The organism is Nocardioides dongkuii, from assembly GCF_014127485.1.
GTDB lineage: Bacteria > Actinomycetota > Actinomycetes > Propionibacteriales > Nocardioidaceae > Nocardioides > Nocardioides dongkuii.
Window position 1 is genome coordinate 2,048,124 of record NZ_CP059903.1, and the last position, 20,602, is coordinate 2,068,725.

The window sequence follows — 20,602 nt, forward strand, 5'->3', positions numbered from 1 at the left end:
GGCCGCATGGCCGGTCAGACCCGCCGGACCGCGTCGGCGGGCTGCCCCGGCTCGGGTGAGCGAGAGCTGCCGCCTCCGCCCAGGAGCGCGAGGGCGGCACTTTGGGTACGGTGCGTTGTCGGGTCTCTCCTGCGGAGGTAGCTCATGTCGCTGCGTCGTCTCTGCCCTGCCGTCCTGGCCGTCCTGCTCGCGTTCCTCGGCGGCTGCGGCGACGGCGACGGCGACTCGGGGGAGGGCAGCAACGGCGCGACGTTGCGGATCAGCGCGATCCCCGATCAGGACCCGGCCGAGCTCACGGCTCGCGAGGAGTCCCTCGCAGACCTCCTCTCCGAGGAGCTGGACGTCGAGGTCGAGTACGTCCCGGTCACCGACTACGCCGCCTCGGTGAGCCTCTTCCGCGCAGGCGACCTGGACATGGTCTTCTACGGCGGTCTGACCGGGGTGCAGGCCCGTCTGCAGACCCCGGGCGCCACCCTGCTGGCGCAGCGGGACATCGACCCCGAGTTCCGCAGCGTCTTCATCGCCAACGCGGACGCCGGGATCGACCCGGTCGACGACGTCGAGGACCTGACCGTCTTCGAGGGGAGGCGGTTCACGTTCGGCAGCGAGTCGTCGACCTCGGGGCGGCTGATGCCGGAGTACTTCCTCGAGGAGGCCGGCGTGGACAGCGCCGAGGAGTTCGAGGGCAGGCCCGGCTACTCCGGGTCCCACGACACCACGATCGACCTGGTCGAGGCGGGGTCCTACGAGGGCGGCGTGCTCAACATCCAGGTCTGGGAGGCACGGAAGGCCGCCGGCACCGTCGACCTCGACCAGGTGGTGGAGGTCTTCACCACGCCGACCTACAGCGACTACCACTGGCTGGCCGGGCCCGAGGTCGACGAGCGTCTCGGCGACGGCTTCACCGACGAGCTGCGCGAGGCGTTGCTGGCGATCGACGGGTCGACGCCGGAGGAGAAGGACCTCCTCGAGAAGTACGGCGCGGGCGCGCTCGTCCCGGCCGACGTCGACAGCTACGACCGGATCGAGGAGATCGGCCGCAAGCTCGGGCTCGTGTCCTGATGACCGTCGTCGTCGCATTGCGCGGCGTGAGCGTCTCGTACGGCGGCCACGCCGCGCTCCGCGACGTCGACCTGGTGGTGCGCGCGGGGGAGCGGGTGGCCCTGGTCGGCCCCAGCGGAGCCGGCAAGTCCACCCTGCTGCGCCTGTGCACCGGAGCGGCCCGCCCCGACGCCGGCGACGTCGAGGTGCTCGGTCAGTCCCTCTCCCGCCCGCCGGCCGCGGCGCTGGCGGACGTACGCCGCCGCACCGGCACCATCCACCAGAGCCTGCACCTGGTGGGCCGCCTCCGCGTCGTGCACAACGTCAACGCCGGTCACCTGGGGCGGTGGAGCACCTGGCAGGCGTTGACCTCGCTGGTGCGGCCGCGGGAGACGGAGACCGCCCGCGCTGCCCTGGCCCGCCTCGGGATCGCCGAGAAGCTGCTCACGCGCACCGACCGGCTCTCCGGCGGAGAGCAGCAGCGGGTCGCCCTGGCGCGCGTGCTCGTCCAGAACCCCGACCTGGTCCTGGCCGACGAACCGGTCTCCAGCCTCGATCCGGCCCGCGCCGACGAGGTGATGCGGCTGCTCTGCGAGACGGTCGCCACCCCGGCTCGCACCCTGGTGGTGAGCCTGCACGACTTCGACCTCGCCGTGCGGCGGTGCGACCGGGTGGTGGGTCTGCGTGGCGGGCGGGTGGTCTTCGACCGGCCCGCCGACCGGGTCGACGCCCGGCTGTACGACGAGCTGTACTCCCTCGAGCGCGGATGACCGACCTGTCCGGGATCGCCTCGCTCGAGGGGTCCGGGCTGAAGGGGGCGGCGCCGCCCGGCCGGGTCCCGGCACCGCGCGGATCGCGCCGCGACCCGCGTCGTACGGCACCCCGGGGACGCGTCTCCGGCCGTGCCTGGCTCCTGGTGTGGGCCCTGGTGCTCGGCTGGTCGCTGTGGAGCTTCCTCGACGGCGGCCACGGGGTGCTGAACCCCGCCGGGCTGCCGTCGTTCGGCGAGTTCTGGGCCGCCGCTGCGAGACCGGAGCTGTCCCGCGACGTCCTCGTCACGACGCTCGAGGCGAGCGCGACCACGCTGGCGTTCGGTGTCCTGGGCACGCTGCTGTCGGTCGTGCTGGGGATCCTGGTCGCGCCGTTCATGAGCCAGACCTGGTGGGCGCCGGGATCGGCGTCCGGACCCGCCCGGGTGGTCCGCGCCGGCGGCCTGCTGCTGGCGCGGGCGGCGGTCGCGCTGCCCCGGGGCGTGCACGAGGCGGTGTGGGGGCTGCTCCTGGTCAGCGTCCTGGGACGCGACCCGCTGGTCGGCGTGCTGGCGATCGCGGTGCCGTTCGGCGCGATCACCGCCAAGGTCTTCTCCGAGCTGCTCGACGAGGCCGATCGCGGTCCGTACGACCTGCTCCGCGAGGCCGGGGCCGGACGGGTCGCCGCGCTGTCCTACGGGCTGCTTCCCTCCCTGCTCCCCGGTGCGACGTCGTACGCCTTCTACCGCTTCGAGTGCTCGATCCGGTCCGCGGTGATCCTGGGCATGATCGGTGCCGGGGGACTGGGCCTGCAGCTCACCCTGGCCTTCCAGGGCCTGCAGTACGGCCGGATGTGGACCTGCATCTACGCCCTCCTGGTGCTCGGCGCGGTCATCGACCGCTGGGGCGCGTACCTGCGCCGGGGCACCTCGCGGCGGCGCTGGCCGCTCTCCGGAGCCGTCGCCGCCCTGCTGGCGGCAGGGTCGGTGTGGCACCTCGCTCCGGACCTGGAGCGGTGGTTCTCCGCGCGGACGGCCGACCGGCTCAGCCGGCTGGTGGACGACCTGGTGCCGCCGAGCCTGCCGGCCGGGGGGTGGTCGGAGCTGGGCGCCGCTGCGGTGGAGACCCTGCAGATGTCGGTCGTGGCCATCACCCTCGCCGCCGTCCTGGGCCTGCTTGTGGCCCTGGTCGCCGCCCGCGGCTCCGGCTCCCGACCACGCCGTGCGCTCGGCTGGGTCGCCCGGCAGCTGCTGCTGCTCACCCGTGCCGTCCCGCCGCCGGTCTGGGCGCTGCTGGTGCTGTTCGTGGTCTTCCCCGGGCCGCTGCCCGGGGCGATCGCCCTCGGCGTCTACACCTTCGGCATCCTCGGCAGGCTCTTCGCCGAGGTCGTGGAGGAGCTGGACCAGCGACCCCGCGAGGCCCTGACCGAGCTCGGCGCACCGCCGGCGGCGTCGTTCGCCTATGCCTCCGTGCCGGCCGCAGCCGGTCAGCTGATCGCGCTCAGCCTGTACCGCTGGGAGGTCACCGCCCGGGAGACCGTAGTCGTCGGGGTCGTGGGCGCCGGCGGCCTGGGCAGCCTGCTCGAGCAGCAACGCGCCGGGTTCGACTACCCGGCGATGGCCACCACCGTGCTCGCGCTGGTCGCCGTGTGCCTGGTGGTGGACGCGCTGAGCGTCGCGGTGCGCGCCTCGCTGCGGTGATCGGTCCGCGTAGGTGTCCCGCTTCTGGGCACCTGGGTCTTGGGGTATCCAACGGACACGACGGAGGTTCCCATGACTGCTCGAGAGCCGAAGGAGATCGCCGAGGCAGCAGTGGCGGCCGGCACGAAGAAGGTCGCCCGCACCTGGGACCGTGTCCTGGTCGCCTCGTTCCTGGCCGGGGCCTACATCGCCTTCGGCGGTCTGGTGGCCATCACGATCTCCTCCGGGCTGGACCCCGCCACCTGGGGCACGCTCCCGACGCTGTTCACCGGCGCGGCGTTCACCCTGGGCCTGGTCCTCGTCATCATCGCGGGGTCGGACCTGGCCACCGGCAACATGATGCTCGTCCCGCTGAGCGCCATGAGCGGCAAGGTCGAGGTGGCCGTCGTCGCCCGGAACCTGGCCCTGGTGCTCGTGGGCAACCTGGTGGGGGCCGTGTTCGTCGCCTTCTTCCTGGCCGTGCAGACCGGGGTCATCGGCAGCGCCGACGCCGATCCCGGGACCACCGCGGCGATGACCTACGAGCGGCTCGCGGCGATCGCCCACGACAAGGCCACGGTCCACACGGCGTGGGAGACGTTCCTGCGGGGTGTCGGGTGCAACTGGCTCGTCTGCCTGGCCGTGTGGATGTCCATCGCCGCGACCTCGGTGTCGGGGAAGATCCTCGCCATCTTCTTCCCGATCATGGCCTTCGTGGCGATGGGTTTCGACCACGTGGTCGCCAACATGTTCTTCCTGCCCGCCGCGATGTTCAACGACGTCCCGGGCATCACCTGGGGTGACGTCACCTTGAACTGGCTGCTCGCGGGCACGGGCAACCTGGTGGGCGCGGTGATCTTCGTGGCGAGCTCCTACTGGTACCTGTTCCTCAAGGACCAGCCCGAGCACGCTCCCTCGGTCGAGGAGAAGCGCTAGCCGGAGGACCCCTCGAGGACGACGCGTCGGTCGTCGGGGAGCCGTCGGGTGAGCCGGGCGCGATCGAGGTGCTCCAGCAGGGGGAGCACGACGCGGCGGCTGCTCCCTAGGTGCGAGCGTGCCTGGCTGGTCGTGAACGGCTGAGGGAGCACCCCCAGCGCCTCGACCGCCCGCCGTTCGGCCCCCGGCATCAGCACGATGCCCGGCGCGAGCCTGAGCAGGCGACCCGCCCTCGCCGCCGCGGCCACCCGCGTCGGGTCCAGCCCGAGGTCACGGAGGCGGTCCGCGGTCGGCGCCTGGAACGGGTTCGTGGACAGCTCCTCAGCGAGCCTCGTGAGGGCCCGCTCCAGCTCCACGGGGAGGACGTCGCCAGCGGGGGCGAGCACGCGTCCCTCCACGAGTCGGAGCGGCTCGCGCAGCACAGCGGCCACGAGCTCGGGGGAGGGCAGGTGGAGACGGTCGGCCAGCACCGCGAGCGGCAGCCCCCGGTCCAGCGGCCGGGCCCGGTCGTGGTCGGTGACGAGCTCGAGGACCTGGGCGGCCGCCGCCTCCGCCCGGTCGGCGCTCATCACCCAGCGTCCGGCCCTGACGACGGACTCGACCGCTGTCGAGGCGGGCACCCCGAGCTGACGGAGGGTGTCGAGGTCCACCACCTCGCGACGTCGTACCTCCGAGGCGAGATCGGGTACGCCGGTGACCTCGTGCAGCGCGCCGGCGCGCTCGACCGCGGCACCCCGCCGCCGGAGCGGCGGGGGCAGCGGGTCGAGGACGTGCGCCCCCCACACCTGGCGGTTGCCGGGGTCCCGGACGAGGGCCCGGTCGCCCACGCGCAGGGGCAGCGGCTGCGGGAGGGTGAGCCGCACGAGATCGTCGGCCAGCGGCCGGCATCGCGTCGTGAGCGAGAGGGCGCCGACGTGCAGCATCGGGTGCGACGGCAGCCGCGTCACGTCGCCGGCGATGCGGACGTCGACGACCTCCGTCCAGTGGTGCGCGCCAGGGGTGGTCAGGCTGCCGGCGCGATCGAGGTCCGCGACGTCCCCGGAGACGTTGAGCGCCACCCGAGCGAGGCCGGAGACCGACTCCACCACCCGCCCGAGCGCCTGGACGCCGCGCACCCGCACGGTCGCCGTCCCGGTGCTGAGCCGGTCACCGACGGCGATGGTCCCCGCGGGGAGCGTGCCGGTCACGACCGTCCCGGCGCCGCTGATCGTGAAGCGGCGGTCGAGCCACAGCCGGACGTCGGCGCGCGGATCGGCGGGCGGCACGCCAGTGACCAGCTCGACCAGCCTGGTCCGCAGCTCCGGCAGCCCGCTGCCGGTCCGGCTGCTCACCGACACGACGGGGGAGCCACGCAGCGAGGTGCTCGCCAGCTCCGCGGCGGCCCGGTCCATGGCGGGACCCGGGTCGGCGAGGTCGCTCCGCGTGACGGCCACGACGGCGTGCTCGACCTGCAGCGCGTCCAGCGCGGCGAGGTGCTCGGCGGCCTGGGGCATCCAGGGGTCGTCGGCGGCGACCACGAACAGCACGGCCGGCACCGGCCCGACTCCCGCCAGCATCGTGGTGACGAAGCGCTCGTGCCCCGGGACGTCGACGAAGGCGAGGTCGCCCACGCCGGGGAGGGAGGTCCAGGCGTAGCCGAGCTGGATGGACAGTCCTCGTCGCCGTTCCTCCTCGAGACGGTCGGGCGCGGTGCCGGTCAGCGCCTCGACCAGGGCGGACTTGCCGTGGTCGACGTGTCCTGCCGTGGCGATGACGTGCACTACGCGTGGTCCGGGAGGTCGGGACGCGACGCCGCCCGCAGCACGGCGTCGACGAGCAGCGCGTCGTCCTCGGCAGGGACGGCGACGAGGTCCAGCAGCAGCCGACCGCGCTCGATCCGGCCCATCACCGGCTGGACCCGGTCGCAGCGCAGCGGTTCGGCCAGGTGGGCGGGCAACGACACGGCGGCGCTGGGCAGCGACACCTCCGGGGCGCCCCCGCCGCCCACGGCGGCGCGGGACGGCAGGGCCGCTGCGTCGACGACGCCCGTGAGCCGGGCGGCGACTCGCTCGGCCCGCGCCAGGAGGTCGGCGGGGTCGGCCGCGAGCGCGGAGACGACCGGCGGCGGCGGTCCGGTCAGGGTCGCCTCGAGAGCTGCCAGCGTCAGCTTGTCCACCCGCAGCGCTCGGGCGAAGGGGTGCCGGCGCAGGGCCTCGACGAGATCGGCACGACCGAGCATCAGCCCGCACTGCGGGCCCCCGAGCAGCTTGTCGCCGGACGCCGTGACCAGGTCGGCGCCGGCGCGCAGGGCCGATGCGGCGCTCGGCTCGTCGGGGAGCCTGGGGTGCGGCGCGAGCAGGCCGGAGCCGATGTCCGCGACCACGGGCACCGGCAGCGAGGCGAGCTCCCCGATCCCGACCGACGAGGTGAAGCCGGAGACCACGAAGTTGGACGGGTGGACCTTCAGCACGAACGCCGTGCGCTCGCTGACGGCGGCCGCGTAGTCGGACAGGCGGACCCGGTTGGTCGTGCCCACCTCGCGCAGCCGGGCGCCCAGGGACTCCAGCAGCTCCGGGATCCGGAAGCCGTCGCCGATCTCCACGAGCTCCCCCCGCGCGACGATGATCTCGCGACCGGCGGCCAGGGCACAGGTGACCAGGGCGAGGGCGGCGGCGCCGTTGTTGACGACGTGCACACCACCGGCGTCGGGCACGGCCGCTGCGAGCGCCGCCATGGCCGTGCGTCCGCGCCGTCCGCGCCGACCGGTCGCCAGGTCCAGCTCGACGTCGGTCGTGCCGGCGGCCACGCCGAGGGCCTCCACGGCGGCTGCGGAGAGAGGCGCCCGCCCGAGGTTGGTGTGGACGACGACGCCGGTGGCGTTGAGGACCGGGCTCAGCGCGGTGGCGAGCCGCGGCAGGTCGGCCACGACCTCCGCCACGACGTCCCCCGGCGCCACCTCGCCGGCCCGGCAGCGGTCGAGCGTCGTCGCCACGACGCGCTTGACCAGGTCGGGGCCGAGGCGTCGGGTCGCGTCCAGGAGTCGCGGGTCGCCCAGCACGGCGTCGGTGCGGGGCGTGGCACTGCGCGGGTCCGTCACGTCCCACCTCCGACCGACATCGGACCGGAGCCGGCCCAGCGGACATCCATTGGCTGGCGGAGGCGGACGGGAATCGAACCCGCCTGACCGAGATGCTCGGCCACTACGGTTTTGAGGACCGCGCCCATCACCAGACGAGGAACGCCTCCGGGGCTCACTGTAGGGGAGGGGCCCTGGCCACACCTCCTAGCCTGGCTCCATGAGCCAGCACTCGGACGTCCGACTCACGCAGTACGCCGCCGGCGGCGGGTGCGCCTGCAAGGTGCCGCCCGGTGAGCTCGAGCGGGTGCTGGCGGGACTGCCCGGCGGTCGGGCGGTCGGCACCGGGGTCGGTGACCTCATCGTGGGCCTCGAGCACGGCGACGACGGCGCCGCCGTGCGGATCGACGAGGGTCCGGGCGGGCGCGCGGTGATCGCGACCGCCGACTTCTTCACCCCGGTCGTCGACGACGCCTACGACTGGGGCCGGATCGCCGCGGCGAACGCCCTCTCCGACGTCTACGCGATGGGTGGCGAGCCGCTGCTCGCGGTCAACCTGCTCGCGTGGCCGCGGGACCGGATCCCGTTCGAGCTCGCCGCCGAGGTCCTGCGTGGCGGTGCCGACGTCTGCCTGGAGGCCGGTGCCCACCTGGCCGGCGGGCACAGCATCGACGACCCGGAGCCGAAGTACGGCCTGGCCGTCACCGGCTTCGGCGATGCCGACGCCCTGCTGCGCAACGACGCCGCCAGTGCCGGCTCCGCCCTCACCCTGACCAAGCCCCTGGGGCTGGGCATCCTCAACAACCGGCACAAGGCGACCGGGCAGCGCTTCGAGCAGGCCGTGGCGACCATGGTGGCCCTGAACCGGGACGCCTCGCGTGCGGCGGTCGCCGCCGGGATCCGGGCGGCCACGGACGTCACGGGCTTCGGCCTGCTGGGCCACCTCTACAAGATGGCCCGGGCCAGTGGCGTCACGGCGGTCGTCGACGCTGCGGCGGTGCCCTACCTCGCCGACGCGCGGGAGTCGGTCGCGGAGGGCTTCGTGCCCGGGGGGAGCCGGCGCAACCTCGACTGGGTCCGCCCCCACCTGGACGCGACGGTGGACGACGACGAGCTGGTGATGCTCGCGGACGCCCAGACCTCGGGAGGGCTGCTGGTCGCCGGGGAGCTGCCCGGGCACCCCGTCATCGGGGAGCTGGTCCCCGCCGGCGAGTTCCCCCTCGTCATCCGGTGAGTCGTCTGCGAGGATGAGGAAGCACTCTGGGGGGTAACGGTCGGCGACCTACGGAAGGCGTGGCATGGGCTTCGGTGAGCGGGTGAGCAAGACCTTCCTGTCCTGGCCCGTCGTGCGCCAGCTCAGCGGGCCGGACCCGCTCGGTCGCGGCCCGGCTGCCCGGTCCCAGCAGACCGAGGACCTCTCGGACCGCACCGAGACCGCCGACCGGGTCGCCCGCAGCGTCTGCCCGTACTGCGCCGTGGGCTGCGGTCAGCGCGTGTACGTCAAGGACGAGCAGGTCGTCCAGATCGAGGGCGACCCCGACAGCCCGGTCTCCCGCGGCCGCCTGTGCCCCAAGGGCTCCGCGAGCAAGAACCTCGTCACCAGCCCGCTGCGCGAGACCAAGGTGCGCTACCGCCCGCCCTACGGCACCGAGTGGGAGGACCTCGAGCTCGACGTCGCGATGGAGATGATCGCCGACCGCGTGGTCAAGGCCCGCGCGGACAGCTGGCAGGACCTCGACGACGACAAGACGGTCCGGCGCACGCTGGGCATCGCGAGCCTCGGAGGGGCGACCCTCGACAACGAGGAGAACTACCTCATCAAGAAGCTGTTCACCGCGATGGGCGCCATCCAGATCGAGAACCAGGCGCGTATTTGACACTCCGCCACGGTCCCCGGTCTGGGGACCTCGTTCGGGCGCGGCGGCGCCACCGGGTTCCTCCAGGACCTGGCCAACGCTGACTGCATCGTGATCCAGGGCTCCAACATGGCCGAGGCCCACCCCGTCGGGTTCCAGTGGGTGATGGAGGCCAAGGCGCGCGGTGCCAAGGTGATCCACGTCGACCCCCGGTTCACGCGGACGAGCGCGCTCGCGGACACCTTCGTCCCGCTGCGGGTCGGCACGGACATCGCGTTCCTCGGCGGCGTCATCAACTACGTGCTGCAGAACGAGCTCGACTTCCGCGAGTACGTCGTGGCCTACACCAACGCGGCGGTCATCGTCGGGGAGGACTACCAGGACTCCGACGACCTCGACGGGCTGTTCTCCGGCTTCGACCCCGCGACCCGCACCTACGACCCCACCAGCTGGCAGTACGCCGGGGAGGGCGGCTCCCAGGACAACGCCAACGAGCAGAACCCCGTCACCCAGCGGGAGACGGCCAGCGGCATGCAGCACGAGACCCACGGGGCTGGCGTGCAGAGCGACCCCCAGCGCGACGAGACGCTGCAGGACCCGCGGTGCGTCTACCAGATCCTCAAGCGGCACTTCGCGCGCTACACCCCCGAGCTGGTCTCGCAGACCTGCGGCGTCTCGACCGAGGCCTTCTTGGAGGTGGCGCGGGCGTTCGCCGAGAACTCCGGCCGCGAGCGCACCACGGCGCTCGTCTACAGCGTCGGGTGGACCCAGCACAGCGTGGGCGTCCAGTACATCCGGACCGGCGCCATCCTGCAGCTCCTCCTCGGCAACATGGGACGCCCCGGTGGCGGCATCATGGCGCTGCGCGGGCACGCCAGCATCCAGGGCTCCACCGACATCCCCACCCTGTTCAACCTGCTCCCGGGCTATCTCCCGATGCCCACCGCCGGGACCGACGACTCCCTCGACGACTGGCTCGAGGGGATCAACCACCCGGGCTCGAAGGGGTACTGGGCCAACGCGCGCGCCTACGGCGTCAACCTGCTCAAGGCCTACTGGGGCGACGCCGCCACCGCCGAGAACGACTTCTGCTTCGACTACCTGCCGAAGATCAGCGGCGACCACGGCACCTACCGCACGGTGCTCGACATGATCGACGGCAAGGTGAAGGGCTACTTCCTGCTCGGGCAGAACCCGGCTGTCGGCTCGGCCCACGGCAAGGCCCAGCGTCTCGGGATGGCCAACCTGGACTTCATGGTGGTGCGCGACCTCTTCGCGATCGAGAGCGCGACGTTCTGGAAGAACTCGCCGGAGGTCGAGACCGGCGAGATCGTGCCGGAGGAGTGCCGCACCGAGGTGTTCTTGATGCCCGCGGCCTCGCACGTGGAGAAGGAGGGCACCTTCACCCAGACCCACCGCATGCTGCAGTGGCGGGAGAAGGCCATCGAGCCCCCGGGCGACTGCCGCTCGGAGCTGTGGTTCTTCTACCACCTGGGCCGGATGATCCGCGCCCGGCTGGAGGGCTCCACCGAGGCCAGGGACCGACCGCTCCTCGACCTCGCGTGGGACTACCCGACGGTGGGCGAGACCCAGGACCCCGATGCCGAGGCCGTGCTCATGGAGATCAACGGCTTCGACATCGCGACCGGCCGGCCGCTGTCGTCCTTCACCGAGATGAAGGAGGACGGCTCGACGCTCGGCGGCTGCTGGATCTACACGGGAGTCTTCAAGGACGGCGTCAACCAGGCGGCCCGGCGCAAGCCCGGCTCGGAGCAGAGCTATGTGGCACCCGAGTGGGGCTGGGCCTGGCCGGCCAACCGGCGCACGCTGTACAACCGCGCCTCCGCCGACCCCGAGGGCAAGCCGTGGAGCGAGCGGAAGGCCTACGTCTGGTGGGACGCCGACCGGGGCGAGGCAGGCGAGTGGACCGGTCATGACATCCCCGACTTCGAGGTGACCAAGCCCCCCTCCTACCGCGCACCGGAGGGCAGCGACGGGGTCGTGGCGATCGAGGGCGTCGACCCGTTCATCATGCAGGGCGACGGGAAGGGGTCCCTCTTCGTCCCGAAGGGGCTCATCGACGGTCCGCTGCCGACGCACTACGAGCCGGTCGAGTCGCCGTTCCGCAACCCGATCCACGCCCAGCAGGGCAACCCCACGCGCAAGGAGTACTCCCGCCCCGAGAACCGGCTCAACCCGAGCCCGCCGGAGAAGCACGGAGAGGTCTTCCCGTTCGTGTTCACCACGAGCCGGCTGACCGAGCACCACACGGCCGGCGGCATGAGCCGCTACGTCGCGCGGCTGGCGGAGCTGCAGCCCGAGATGTTCATCGAGGTCTCTCCCGAGCTCGCCGCGGAGCGCGGCCTCGAGAACGGCGGGTGGTGCCACGTGGTCACGGCACGCTCCGCGGTCGAGGGCCGGGTGCTGGTGACCGACCGGCTCTCGCCGCTGCGCGTCGACGGGCGCACCATCCACCAGGTGTGGCTGCCCTACCACTGGGGCACGGGCGGCCTGGTCACCGGCGACTCCGCCAACGACCTCTTCGGGGTCGCCCTCGACCCGAACGTCCTGATCCAGGAGACCAAGGCGGGCACCTGCGACGTCCAACCCGGTCGCCGCCCCACCGGCCGTGCGCTGCTCGCCTTCGTCGAGGGCTACCAGCGCCGAGCCGGCGTCCTGCACGCCCCAGCCCGGCCGATCGTGACCGCCGGGATCGACGCCGACGTCCCTGACGCCGGCGACGAGACCCCCGACCCCACCGGAGGACCATGATGGCCGGCAAGCACAGCCTCTTCGGACCGGTGGACCCGGCGGCCGACGCGGGCTACGAGGAGGACCGTCCCCCACGCAAGGGCTTCTTCACCGACACGAGCATCTGCATCGGGTGCAAGGCCTGCGAGGTGGCGTGCAAGGAGTGGAACGACGTCCCCGCCACGCACTTCGACCTGCTCGGGTCGTCCTACGACAACAGCTTCTCGTTGAACGCCAACCAGTGGCGGCACGTCGCGTTCATCGAGCAGCCGAAGCGGATGGGGGAGCAGGAGTCCGGGCTGCGTCGGCAGGCCCAGGAGGCGGCGGGGCAGCAGGCCGTCGACCTGGGGATGCCGGGGATGGCGCCGCCCGGGGTGATGCTCCCGGAGAGCGGCGAGGACGACGCCGTCGACCGCCCGGACTTCCGCTGGCTGATGTCCTCGGACGTCTGCAAGCACTGCACCCACGCCGCCTGCCTCGACGTCTGTCCCACCGGCTCGCTGTTCCGCTCGGAGTTCGGCACCGTCGTCGTCCAGGACGACATCTGCAACGGCTGCGGGTACTGCGTCCCGGCCTGCCCCTACGGCGTGATCGAGCGACGCAAGGGACCCGAGGGGTCCAAGAACGTCGGCATCGCGCAGAAGTGCACGCTCTGCTACGACCGCCTCGGCTCCGGGAAGACCCCGGCGTGCGCGCAGGCGTGCCCGACCCAGTCGATCCAGTTCGGTGACGTCGAGGAGCTCCGCGAGCGGGCCAACGCCCGTGTCGAGCAGCTGCACGAGGCCGGGATCATGGACGCCCGGCTCTACGGCAACGATCCCGAGGACGGCGTCGGCGGGACCGGCGCCTTCTTCCTGCTGATGGACGAGCCGGAGGTCTACGGCTTCCCGCCCGACCCGGTGGTGACCACGAAGGACCTGCCCGAGATGTTCACCCGCGCCGGGGCCGCCGCGCTGGTCCTGCTCGCCGGCGCCGCCCTCTCCTTCGTGGGACGGCGCCGATGACCACTCCCGGCATCGAGGCCACCCCGGGCTCCGCAGGCGGGCGCACGAGACGCCGTGGCGGCCGCCGCAAGGGCGGCGGCGACCGGTCGATGGTCCCCGAGGCGACGTTCACCTCCTACTACGGCCGGCCGATCGTGAAGCCGTCGCCGTGGGAGAACGACATCCCGATCTATCTCTTCGCGGGCGGGGTCGCCGCCGGGTCCTCGCTGATCGCCGCCGGCGCAGACCTGACCGGCCGACCGACGCTGCGGCGGTCCGGGCGACTGGGGGCGCTGGCCGCGTTGACGGTCTCCATGGTGGCGCTGGTGCACGACCTCGGGATGCCGAGCAGGTTCCTGAACATGCTGCGGGTGGCGAAGCTCACCTCGCCCATGTCGGTCGGCACCTGGATCCTGTCGATCTACGGCCCCTTCGCCGGGGTGGCCGCCGCCGCCGAGGTGGTCTCGATGCTGCCCCCACGCCTGCGCGGCGGGCCGCTGCGGCTCGCGGCGTACGCCGACCGGCCCGCCGGCCTGCTCGCCGGACTGTTCGCCCCACCGGTGGCCGCCTACACCGCGGTGCTGCTCTCCGACACGGCCACCCCGTCGTGGCACGCGGCGTACAAGGAGCTGCCCTTCGTCTTCGTCGGCTCGGCGGCCGCCGCCTCGGCCGGCCTCGGGCTGATCACCTCGCCGTTGGAGGAGACCGGTCCGGTGCGCCGGATGGCGCTGGGCGGCGCGGTGCTCGAGCTGGTCATGGAGCAGCGGATGGAACACACCATGGGCATCACCGCCGAGCCCCTGCACCACGGCAAGGCGGGGCGCCTGATGAAGGCAGCCAAGGCCCTCACCGTGGCCGGCGCCGCGGGCTCCTTGCTCGCGGGCCGCAGCCGCGTGATCGCGGTCGGGTCGGGCCTGGCCCTGCTCGCGGGGTCGGCGTGCACCCGGTTCGGCGTCTTCGAGGCCGGGCAGGAGTCCGCCAAGGACCCGAAGTACACCGTCGTCCCCCAGCGGGAGCGCCTGGACCGGGGCGAGCCCATCCGGTTCGAGAAGCCCGCGGAGCCACCGGTCACCTGACCGCCGCCACGCGGCCGGCGGCGTACCCGGGCCGGTTTTCCCGGTGATCCGGGGAAACCTGACGTTCTCGGCCATCGCGATGCCCGAGAACGTCAGGTTCTCCCTGAGAAGTGCGAGCCGGCTGCCCACGTCGCCGCGTGCTTCCCGGCGGCTGGAACGGCCCCGTCAGGCCCTCTCAGGCCGCTGACGCCGACACGTCGCCGTGGCGGGCCAGGCTGACCGCGCCGGCCACGGCGAGCACGAACCCGACCGCGGCGACCGCGCCCCACCCCGGGCGGGGCTGGTCGCCGAGGAGGAGCAGCCCCACCAGCGCGGGGGCGACGGTCTCGCCGACCACCAGGGGAGCGGTGGCCTGGGTGACGCTGCCACGCTGGAGGGCGATCGAGTAGGTGAGCAGCGCGACGACGCCGGCGACCGCCAGGGCGTACGTCGCCGGGTTCCGCAGCAGCGGGCCGACCTCGTGCAGGAGGTGCTGGGGCGACAGGTTCCCGGGCAGCATCCGGGAGGCGACCGCCGTGGCGCCGAACGCGAGGCCGGCGACGGCGCCGAGGGCCCGGGCTCCCACGGCCCCCGGCACGCGTGCGAGCGGGACCGCGGCGAGCGCCAGCACCAGGGTCGCCGCCAGGACACCCCACTGCTCGGCGTCGCTGACCTCGACGCTGCGGTCCTCGGTGGCGGAGAGGCCGACCAGCACCAGCCCGCCGACCACCACCGTGATCCCGAGCCGGTCGGCCCGGCTCAGCGGCATCCGCAGGAACAGCGCGCCCAGGACGGCGGTGATCGCCAGGAAGCTGGCGACCACCGACTGCACCACGAACAGCGGCAGGCTGCGGACCGCGACCAGGCTGAGCAGGAACCCGAGCCCGTCCAGGCAGACCCCGAGCACGTACGTCCAGGAGCGGAGCAGCCGGACCAGCAGCCGCGGGTCGAGCCCCTCCACCGCGTCGGCACCGCGCGCGGCGACGGCCTCGAGGACCGAGCTGACGCCGTAGCAGAGCGCGGCCCCGGCGGCAGCGAGCAACCCCAGGACCATCGATCCACGCTAGCGGAGCCGGGAGTTCCCGAGGTGACGTCAGGCACACTGGCTCCCATGCGGCGCAGGCGCTCGCAGGACCGCAGGACCCCGTGGAGCGACGTGCTCGACGGCTGGCTGTTCGCGCTCTCCGGGGTGATCGCGGTCTGGTTCGCCTACGTCCTGCTGCGCGACGGGGTCCGCCCCGGGTGGCCCACGCTGCTGCTGCTCGTCTTCTGGGTGTTCTTCAGCTACCTCGTGCTGCCGCGCCTGCACCGGATCCTCACCGCGATCTACCTGCCCGGCTACTTCGTCGGGCGCACCCGCACCAGCGACGGACTCCTCGGGGACCCCGTCAACCTCGGGTTCCTCGGGGACGAGGACCAGGTCCACGGCGCGATGACCCTCGCCGGGTGGACGCTGGCCGACGAGCTCGACGTCCGGAGCGCGGCCGGCATCGTCCGCGGCGTGCTGCGCGGGCGCAGCTACGCCGGCGCACCGGTGAGCCCGCTGCACCTCTTCGACCGCAGGCAGGACTTCGCCTACGAGCAGGAGGTCGCGGGCAGCCCCTCGCAGCGCCACCACATCCGGTTCTGGCGCTGCCCGGACGGCTGGCTCCTGCCGGGGGGCTTCCGGGCCGACTGGCTGGCCGCGGCCACCTTCGACCGCGGCGTCGGCCTGTCGCTGTTCACCCTGCAGTTCACCCACCGCATCGACGAGGACACCGATGTCGAGCGCGACTTCGTCGTCGCCACGGTGTGCGACGCGGTGCCCGCCGCGCAGGTCGGCGTGATCGAGAACTTCTCCTCCGGCTACCACCACCGCAACGGCGGCGGCGACCGGATCCGCACCGACGGCGACCTGCCGATCCTCGACGTGCGCTGCGCCCCCGGCCGAGGCGGCGCGCACGCCTCCGCGCCGGCGGCGCGGGCGACCGACGTCCCGCAGTCGGTGCTGGTCGGGTCCGGGGTCGCCCTCGCCCGCGCCTCGACGTACGCCGTGGGCGCGACGGTGTACGTCGTCCAGGAGTCCACCACGGTGCTGGCGGTGACCGTCGCGATCCTCGCCGTCTGCGAGGGCGCCTTGGCGCTCGCCACCCTCGCTGCCTGGAACTGGGCCCGGCTCCTGCTCGTCGCCGGGTGCTCGGTGACCGCGGTGACCGCGATGACCGTCTCGTTCGTCGGCCACCGGCCGCCGGTGGGTCTGGGCCAGCTGCTCACGGTCGGCGGCAGCATCCTGGTCCTGCTCGCGCTGTCCAGCCAGGAGGCCCGGGACTACGCCACCGGCGCGGGGGCCCGCACGACCCCGGCGAAGGCGTCGGCATGACCCGGGCGCCGTGGCGCAGCCCGCTGCTGCCCGCCGTCCTCGGCCTCGGTGCCGGGGTCCTCTACGCCAACTTCGTGCTGGACTGGGTACGCCGCGGGTCGGCGAGCCTGGGCCACGCCGTGAGCGAGCTGGCGGCTCCGGGCGAGTCGCAGGCGTGGGTGTACCGAGCCGGCGAGGTCGGCTGCGCCGCGCTGGTCCTGCCCCTGCTGCCGGCGGTGCGCGCCGGTCTCCCGGCCGGTCCGGGGCGCGAGGTCGTCACCGGCGCCACCGCCGTCTTCGCGGTCGGGGCGGCTACCGCCGGTCTGGTCCCCACCCCGTGCGGTCCGGGCGTGGTCCGCGACCAGGTCGACCGCCGCCCGCGCAGCGACCTGCACGACGGCGCCAGCATCGTCTCCGACTCGGCGCTCTACCTCGGTGTGGCCGCTGCCTGGGCGACCACGCGGCACCGCGGACCCCGCTGGTTCCACCGGGCTGCGGGGTGGGTCCTCTGCCTCGGCTCGGGCAGCAGCCTGGTGTACGGCTACGCGCGGCCCTCCGCCGGCCGACGGTGGGTGGCCGGCGTCAGCCAGCGGGTCAACGTCGTCACGATCAGTGCCTGGCTGGGCTGCCTCGGCGTGCTCGCGGCACGCGCGGCGCGCGACCGGGCAGCGCGGCCACCCACATGAGCGGCGAGTCCGAGCGCCGCCTGCGCCGCCACCTGCCCGCGGACGACCGGTGGCCGGACCGGTTCGCGGGCGCGTGGTTCCTCTTCGCCGCCCTGGCCGCGGTGGTGGCGGTGGTGCCGCCCTGGCACCGCTACTTCGAGCAGTCCGCCGACCCCCTCTCGCAGCTGACCATCCCGATCGTCCCCAGCCTGGTCTACGCCGCCCTTCTCCTGGTCACGGCCGTCGCGCTGCGCCGCCGGCTGCTCGCGGCGTGGTGGGTCGTCGTCGTGTGGTGGCTCGGGGTCCCCGAGGTCGGGAGGGTGCTCTCGGTGTCCCGGGGGGAGGACGTGGTCCTGTCCGCCGCAGGCTTGGTGCTCGTCGGGGCGGTGATCGTCCTGGCGGTCGCGGTGCGCCACCAGTTCGTCGCCCGCCGCGCGCCGGGGAGCCTGTGGACGGCGCTGGCGGTCTTCCTCGGCGGCGGCCTGGTGACCGTGCTGGGCGGCGGTGCCCTGGTCAGCGCCTTCGGCCGCTCCGCGAGCTACCCGGCGTCGCTCCGCTACGTCCTCGACGCGATCCTGATCGACCTGGGGCGGATCGGCTCCGAGCCCGCGGCCGAGGCTCCGTGGTGGGTGCGCCTGGTGATCGGGGTGCTCGGCGCCGTGGTCGTGCTCGGCGCCGCGCTGATCCTGTTCCGGGCGTCGCGGGACACCCGCACCCTCGGGGTGGCCGACGAGGCCCGGGTGCGGACCCTGCTGCGCGACTTCGGGGACCACGACTCGCTCGGCTACTTCGCCACCCGGCGCGACAAGGCGGTCGTGTGGGACACCGGCTCCCCGGAGACCGCGCGGGCCGGGGTCTCCTACCGCACCGTCGGCTCGGTCAGCCTGGCCAGCGGCAACCCGGTCGGCGACCCGGCGTCCTGGCCCGACGCGATCGCGCGATGGCGCGACCAGGCCCGGGCGAAGGGATGGTCGCTGGCGGTGATGGGCGCCGGCCACGAGGGCGCCCTGGCGTACGCCGACGCCGGCCTCTCGGTGCTCGACCTCGGCGACGAGGCGGTCGTCGACCTGACGGCGTTCTCGCTCACCGGCCCCGGCATGAAGCAGGTGCGCCAGTCGGTCTCCCGCCTGCGTCGCCGCGGCTACACCACCCGGGTGCTGCGGCACGCGAGCCTGACCGAGGCCGACTTCGCGGCCCTGGACGACGCCGCTGCGTCGTGGCGGGGAGACGGGGGAGACGAGCGGGGCTTCTCGATGGCGCTGGGCCGGCTCGGCGACCCGCTCGACGGGGCCTGCGTGCTGGTCGCGGCGTACGACGCCGAGGGCGGCCTGCGCGGGTTCCTGAGCTTCGTGCCGTGGGGGCGCACCGGGCTGTCGCTGGACCTGATGCGGCGCGACCCGACGTCCGACAACGGGCTCGTCGAGCTGATGGTCGCCAGCCTCGCCGACGAGGCGGCGACCTTCGGGATCGGGCCGGTCTCACTGAACTTCGCGATGTTCCGCGAGGCCTTCGAGCGCGGCGCCGAGATCGGCGCCGCCCCGGTCGCCCGGTTGTGGCGCCAGGGGCTGCTGCTGGCGAGCCGGAACTGGCAGCTGGAGTCGCTCTACCGCTCCAACGCCAAGTACCTCCCCGAGTGGCAGCCGCGCTACCTGGGCTACGAGTACACCTCCGACCTGCCCCGCGTGGGGATGGCGGCGGGCAGCGCCGAGGGGTTCCTCACCGCGCCGTCGATCGCGATGCTGCGCCGCCACGCGCGCGGGCAGCAGGGGGAGGACGGCCTGCAGACCGGCGGGCCCGACCACGCCGCCGCCGTCCTCGCGCTCGTCCCGCCGCCGCGCGACGTCGTCGCCGAGGCCGTGTCGCCCGAGCACCTGCCCGAGCAGATGCGGGTACGCCGCGCGAAGCTGGACCGGATCCGGGCCGCCGGGATCGACCCGTACCCGGTCACCGCGCCGCGGACCCACACGCTCGCGGAGGTCCGCGCGCTGGTCCCGGAGAACCTCGCGCCCGGCACCGAGACCGCGACGACGGTCAGCGTGGTCGGCAGGGTGCTGCTCAAGCGGGACATGGGGCGCCTGGGCTTCGCCACCCTGCGCGACGGCAGCGGCGACCTCCAGGTGATGGTGGACGCGGCGCACGTCTCGGCCGACGACCTGGCCTTCTGGGAGCACTCCATCGACCTCGGCGACCACGTGGGCGTCACCGGGACCGTGGTCACCACCAACCGCGGCGAGCTGTCGGTCCGCGCGGAGACGGTGGTGCTGACCAGCAAGGCGCTGCGGCCCCTGCCCGACAAGCACGAGGGGCTCACCGATCCCGACGCCCGGGTCCGGATGCGGTACGTCGACCTGATCGTCCGGCCCGAGTCGCGGGCGATCGCCTACCAGCGGGCGACGGTGGTGCGCAGCGTCCGGGACTCGCTGCGGGCCCGCGGGTTCACCGAGGTCGAGACCCCGATCCTGCAGACCGTCCACGGCGGCGCGAACGCACGCCCGTTCGAGACCCACATCAACGCCTACGACCTCGACCTCTACCTGCGGATCGCGACTGAGCTGCACCTCAAGCGGCTGCTGGTCGGGGGGATGGAGAAGGTCTTCGAGGTCGGCCGGCAGTTCCGCAACGAGGGCGCCGACTTCAAGCACAACCCGGAGTTCACCTCGCTGGAGGTCTACGAGACCTACGGCGACTACGACACCATGCGGGTGCTCACCCAGGAGCTGATCCAGGAGGCCGCGACCGCGGTGTACGGCGCGCCGGTGGCCCGCCGCCCGGGCCCGGACGGAAAGGTCGTGGAGCACGACCTGTCGGGGGAGTGGCCGGTGAGGACCATCTGCCAGGCGGTCTCGGAGGCGCTGGGCGAGGAGGTCACCACCGACACCCCGCTGCGGACCCTGCTCCGCCACGCCGAGCAGATCGGCCTCGAGCTCGACCTCGACCCGTCCTGGGGCTTCGTGCTCGAGGAGATCTACGGCGAGCTCTGCGAGAGCCGGACCACCACCCCGGTCTTCTACACCGACTTCCCCAAGGAGAACGCCCCGCTGACCCGGCCGCACCGGCACGACCCGCGGCTCACCGAGAAGTGGGACCTGGTCATCTTCGGCGCCGAGCAGGGCACGGCGTACTCCGAGCTGATCGATCCCGTCGACCAGCGGGAGCGGCTGGTCGCGCAGTCCCTGCTGGCGGCCGCGGGGGACGCCGAGGCGATGCAGGTCGACGAGGACTTCCTCCAGGCGCTGGAGTACGGGATGCCGCCGACCGGCGGCATGGGGCTGGGCATCGACCGGCTGGTCATGAACCTCACCGGCCTCAGCATCCGCGACACGATCCTGTTCCCGCTGGTCAAGCCGCAGCGCTGACCGGGCCGGCCGAAGATCATTCGAAATGAATGAGGAGTTCGCCGACCCGTCGTGTGCATGGTGGAGCATCGCCGGGCAAGGGAGCTTCGCTGTGCAGACGTCGGTCGGTCGGGGGAAGCGTCCGCGCGGGCGGCGTCT

The 20,602-nt window shown here is 73.5% G+C and carries 14 protein-coding genes, 1 tRNA gene and 1 pseudogene; 12 read left to right on the forward strand and 4 right to left on the reverse strand.

Features of this window, described 5'->3' with window-relative positions:
• Nucleotides 1-144 precede the first annotated feature (144 nt).
• The 4 genes from H4O22_RS09865 to H4O22_RS09880 all read left to right on the forward strand — a co-directional run bounded on the left by H4O22_RS09865 (nt 145) and on the right by H4O22_RS09880 (nt 4,405).
• Nucleotides 145-1,062 carry a putative selenate ABC transporter substrate-binding protein gene (locus H4O22_RS09865; protein WP_182526798.1) on the forward strand — a complete coding sequence of 306 codons (918 nt, stop codon included), beginning with the start codon at nt 145-147 and terminating at the stop codon, nt 1,060-1,062.
• Nucleotides 1,062-1,811, forward strand: a complete 750-nt coding sequence (locus tag H4O22_RS09870; protein WP_182526799.1) for a phosphonate ABC transporter ATP-binding protein — start codon at nt 1,062-1,064, stop codon at nt 1,809-1,811. Before H4O22_RS09865 ends, H4O22_RS09870 begins: the two co-directional genes overlap by 1 nt.
• Entirely contained in the window at nt 1,808-3,490 is a 1,683-nt protein-coding gene (locus tag H4O22_RS09875) for a PhnE/PtxC family ABC transporter permease (protein ID WP_182526800.1), read from the forward strand. The genes H4O22_RS09870 and H4O22_RS09875 overlap by 4 nt, the downstream gene beginning before the upstream one ends.
• A gap of 72 nt (nt 3,491-3,562) precedes the next feature.
• Entirely contained in the window at nt 3,563-4,405 is an 843-nt protein-coding gene (locus tag H4O22_RS09880; RefSeq protein WP_182526801.1) for a formate/nitrite transporter family protein, read from the forward strand.
• Here H4O22_RS09880 and H4O22_RS09885 read toward each other — a convergent pair.
• The 3 genes from H4O22_RS09885 to H4O22_RS09895 form a co-directional block, all read right to left on the reverse strand.
• Nucleotides 4,402-6,165 (reverse strand): SelB domain-containing protein, encoded by a 1,764-nt coding sequence (locus H4O22_RS09885; protein WP_182526802.1) that lies wholly within the window; start codon nt 6,163-6,165, stop codon nt 4,402-4,404. The two genes, H4O22_RS09880 and H4O22_RS09885, sit on opposite strands and share 4 nt — an antisense overlap.
• Nucleotides 6,165-7,481 carry an L-seryl-tRNA(Sec) selenium transferase gene (gene selA / locus H4O22_RS09890; RefSeq protein ID WP_182526803.1) on the reverse strand — a complete coding sequence of 439 codons (1,317 nt, stop codon included), beginning with the start codon at nt 7,479-7,481 and terminating at the stop codon, nt 6,165-6,167. Before selA ends, H4O22_RS09885 begins: the two co-directional genes overlap by 1 nt.
• 54 nt (nt 7,482-7,535) lie before the next feature.
• Nucleotides 7,536-7,630: transfer RNA gene (locus tag H4O22_RS09895), tRNA-Sec, on the reverse strand.
• Between the two features lie 50 nt (nt 7,631-7,680).
• Between H4O22_RS09895 and selD the strand changes: the two genes are divergently transcribed.
• From selD to nrfD, 5 genes and pseudogenes are all read left to right on the forward strand, one after another.
• Nucleotides 7,681-8,694 (forward strand): selenide, water dikinase SelD, encoded by a 1,014-nt coding sequence (selD, locus tag H4O22_RS09900; protein WP_182526804.1) that lies wholly within the window; start codon nt 7,681-7,683, stop codon nt 8,692-8,694.
• Nucleotides 8,695-8,776: 82 nt separating this feature from the next.
• Complete coding sequence (locus tag H4O22_RS20900; protein WP_220451334.1) at nt 8,777-9,337, forward strand: dehydrogenase; 561 nt, start codon at nt 8,777-8,779, stop codon at nt 9,335-9,337.
• A gap of 12 nt (nt 9,338-9,349) precedes the next feature.
• Nucleotides 9,350-12,088 (forward strand): annotated as a pseudogene (fdh, locus tag H4O22_RS09910) (formate dehydrogenase); the annotation flags it as partial.
• A complete protein-coding gene (locus H4O22_RS09915) occupies nt 12,088-13,071 on the forward strand; it encodes a 4Fe-4S dicluster domain-containing protein (RefSeq protein WP_182526806.1) in 984 nt (327 codons plus the stop codon). The pseudogene fdh and the gene H4O22_RS09915, both read left to right, overlap by 1 nt.
• Nucleotides 13,068-14,126 carry an NrfD/PsrC family molybdoenzyme membrane anchor subunit gene (gene nrfD / locus H4O22_RS09920; protein WP_220451336.1) on the forward strand — a complete coding sequence of 353 codons (1,059 nt, stop codon included), beginning with the start codon at nt 13,068-13,070 and terminating at the stop codon, nt 14,124-14,126. The genes H4O22_RS09915 and nrfD overlap by 4 nt, the downstream gene beginning before the upstream one ends.
• Before the next feature lie 175 nt (nt 14,127-14,301).
• Here the strand turns inward: nrfD and H4O22_RS09925 are convergent, their stop codons facing one another.
• Nucleotides 14,302-15,159, reverse strand: a complete 858-nt coding sequence (locus H4O22_RS09925) for a hypothetical protein (RefSeq protein ID WP_182526807.1) — start codon at nt 15,157-15,159, stop codon at nt 14,302-14,304.
• Between the two features lie 57 nt (nt 15,160-15,216).
• Between H4O22_RS09925 and H4O22_RS09930 the strand changes: the two genes are divergently transcribed.
• Genes H4O22_RS09930 through lysX form a run of 3 tightly spaced genes read left to right on the forward strand, consistent with a single transcriptional unit; the run spans nt 15,217 to nt 20,464 of the window.
• On the forward strand, nt 15,217-16,464 hold the full coding sequence (locus tag H4O22_RS09930) for an LssY C-terminal domain-containing protein (RefSeq protein ID WP_182526808.1): 1,248 nt from the start codon (nt 15,217-15,219) through the stop codon (nt 16,462-16,464).
• Nucleotides 16,461-17,129 (forward strand): DUF998 domain-containing protein, encoded by a 669-nt coding sequence (locus H4O22_RS09935; RefSeq protein ID WP_182526809.1) that lies wholly within the window; start codon nt 16,461-16,463, stop codon nt 17,127-17,129. Before H4O22_RS09930 ends, H4O22_RS09935 begins: the two co-directional genes overlap by 4 nt.
• On the forward strand, nt 17,126-20,464 hold the full coding sequence (gene lysX / locus H4O22_RS09940; RefSeq protein WP_182526810.1) for a bifunctional lysylphosphatidylglycerol synthetase/lysine--tRNA ligase LysX: 3,339 nt from the start codon (nt 17,126-17,128) through the stop codon (nt 20,462-20,464). Before H4O22_RS09935 ends, lysX begins: the two co-directional genes overlap by 4 nt.
• Nucleotides 20,465-20,602: the final 138 nt, after the last annotated feature.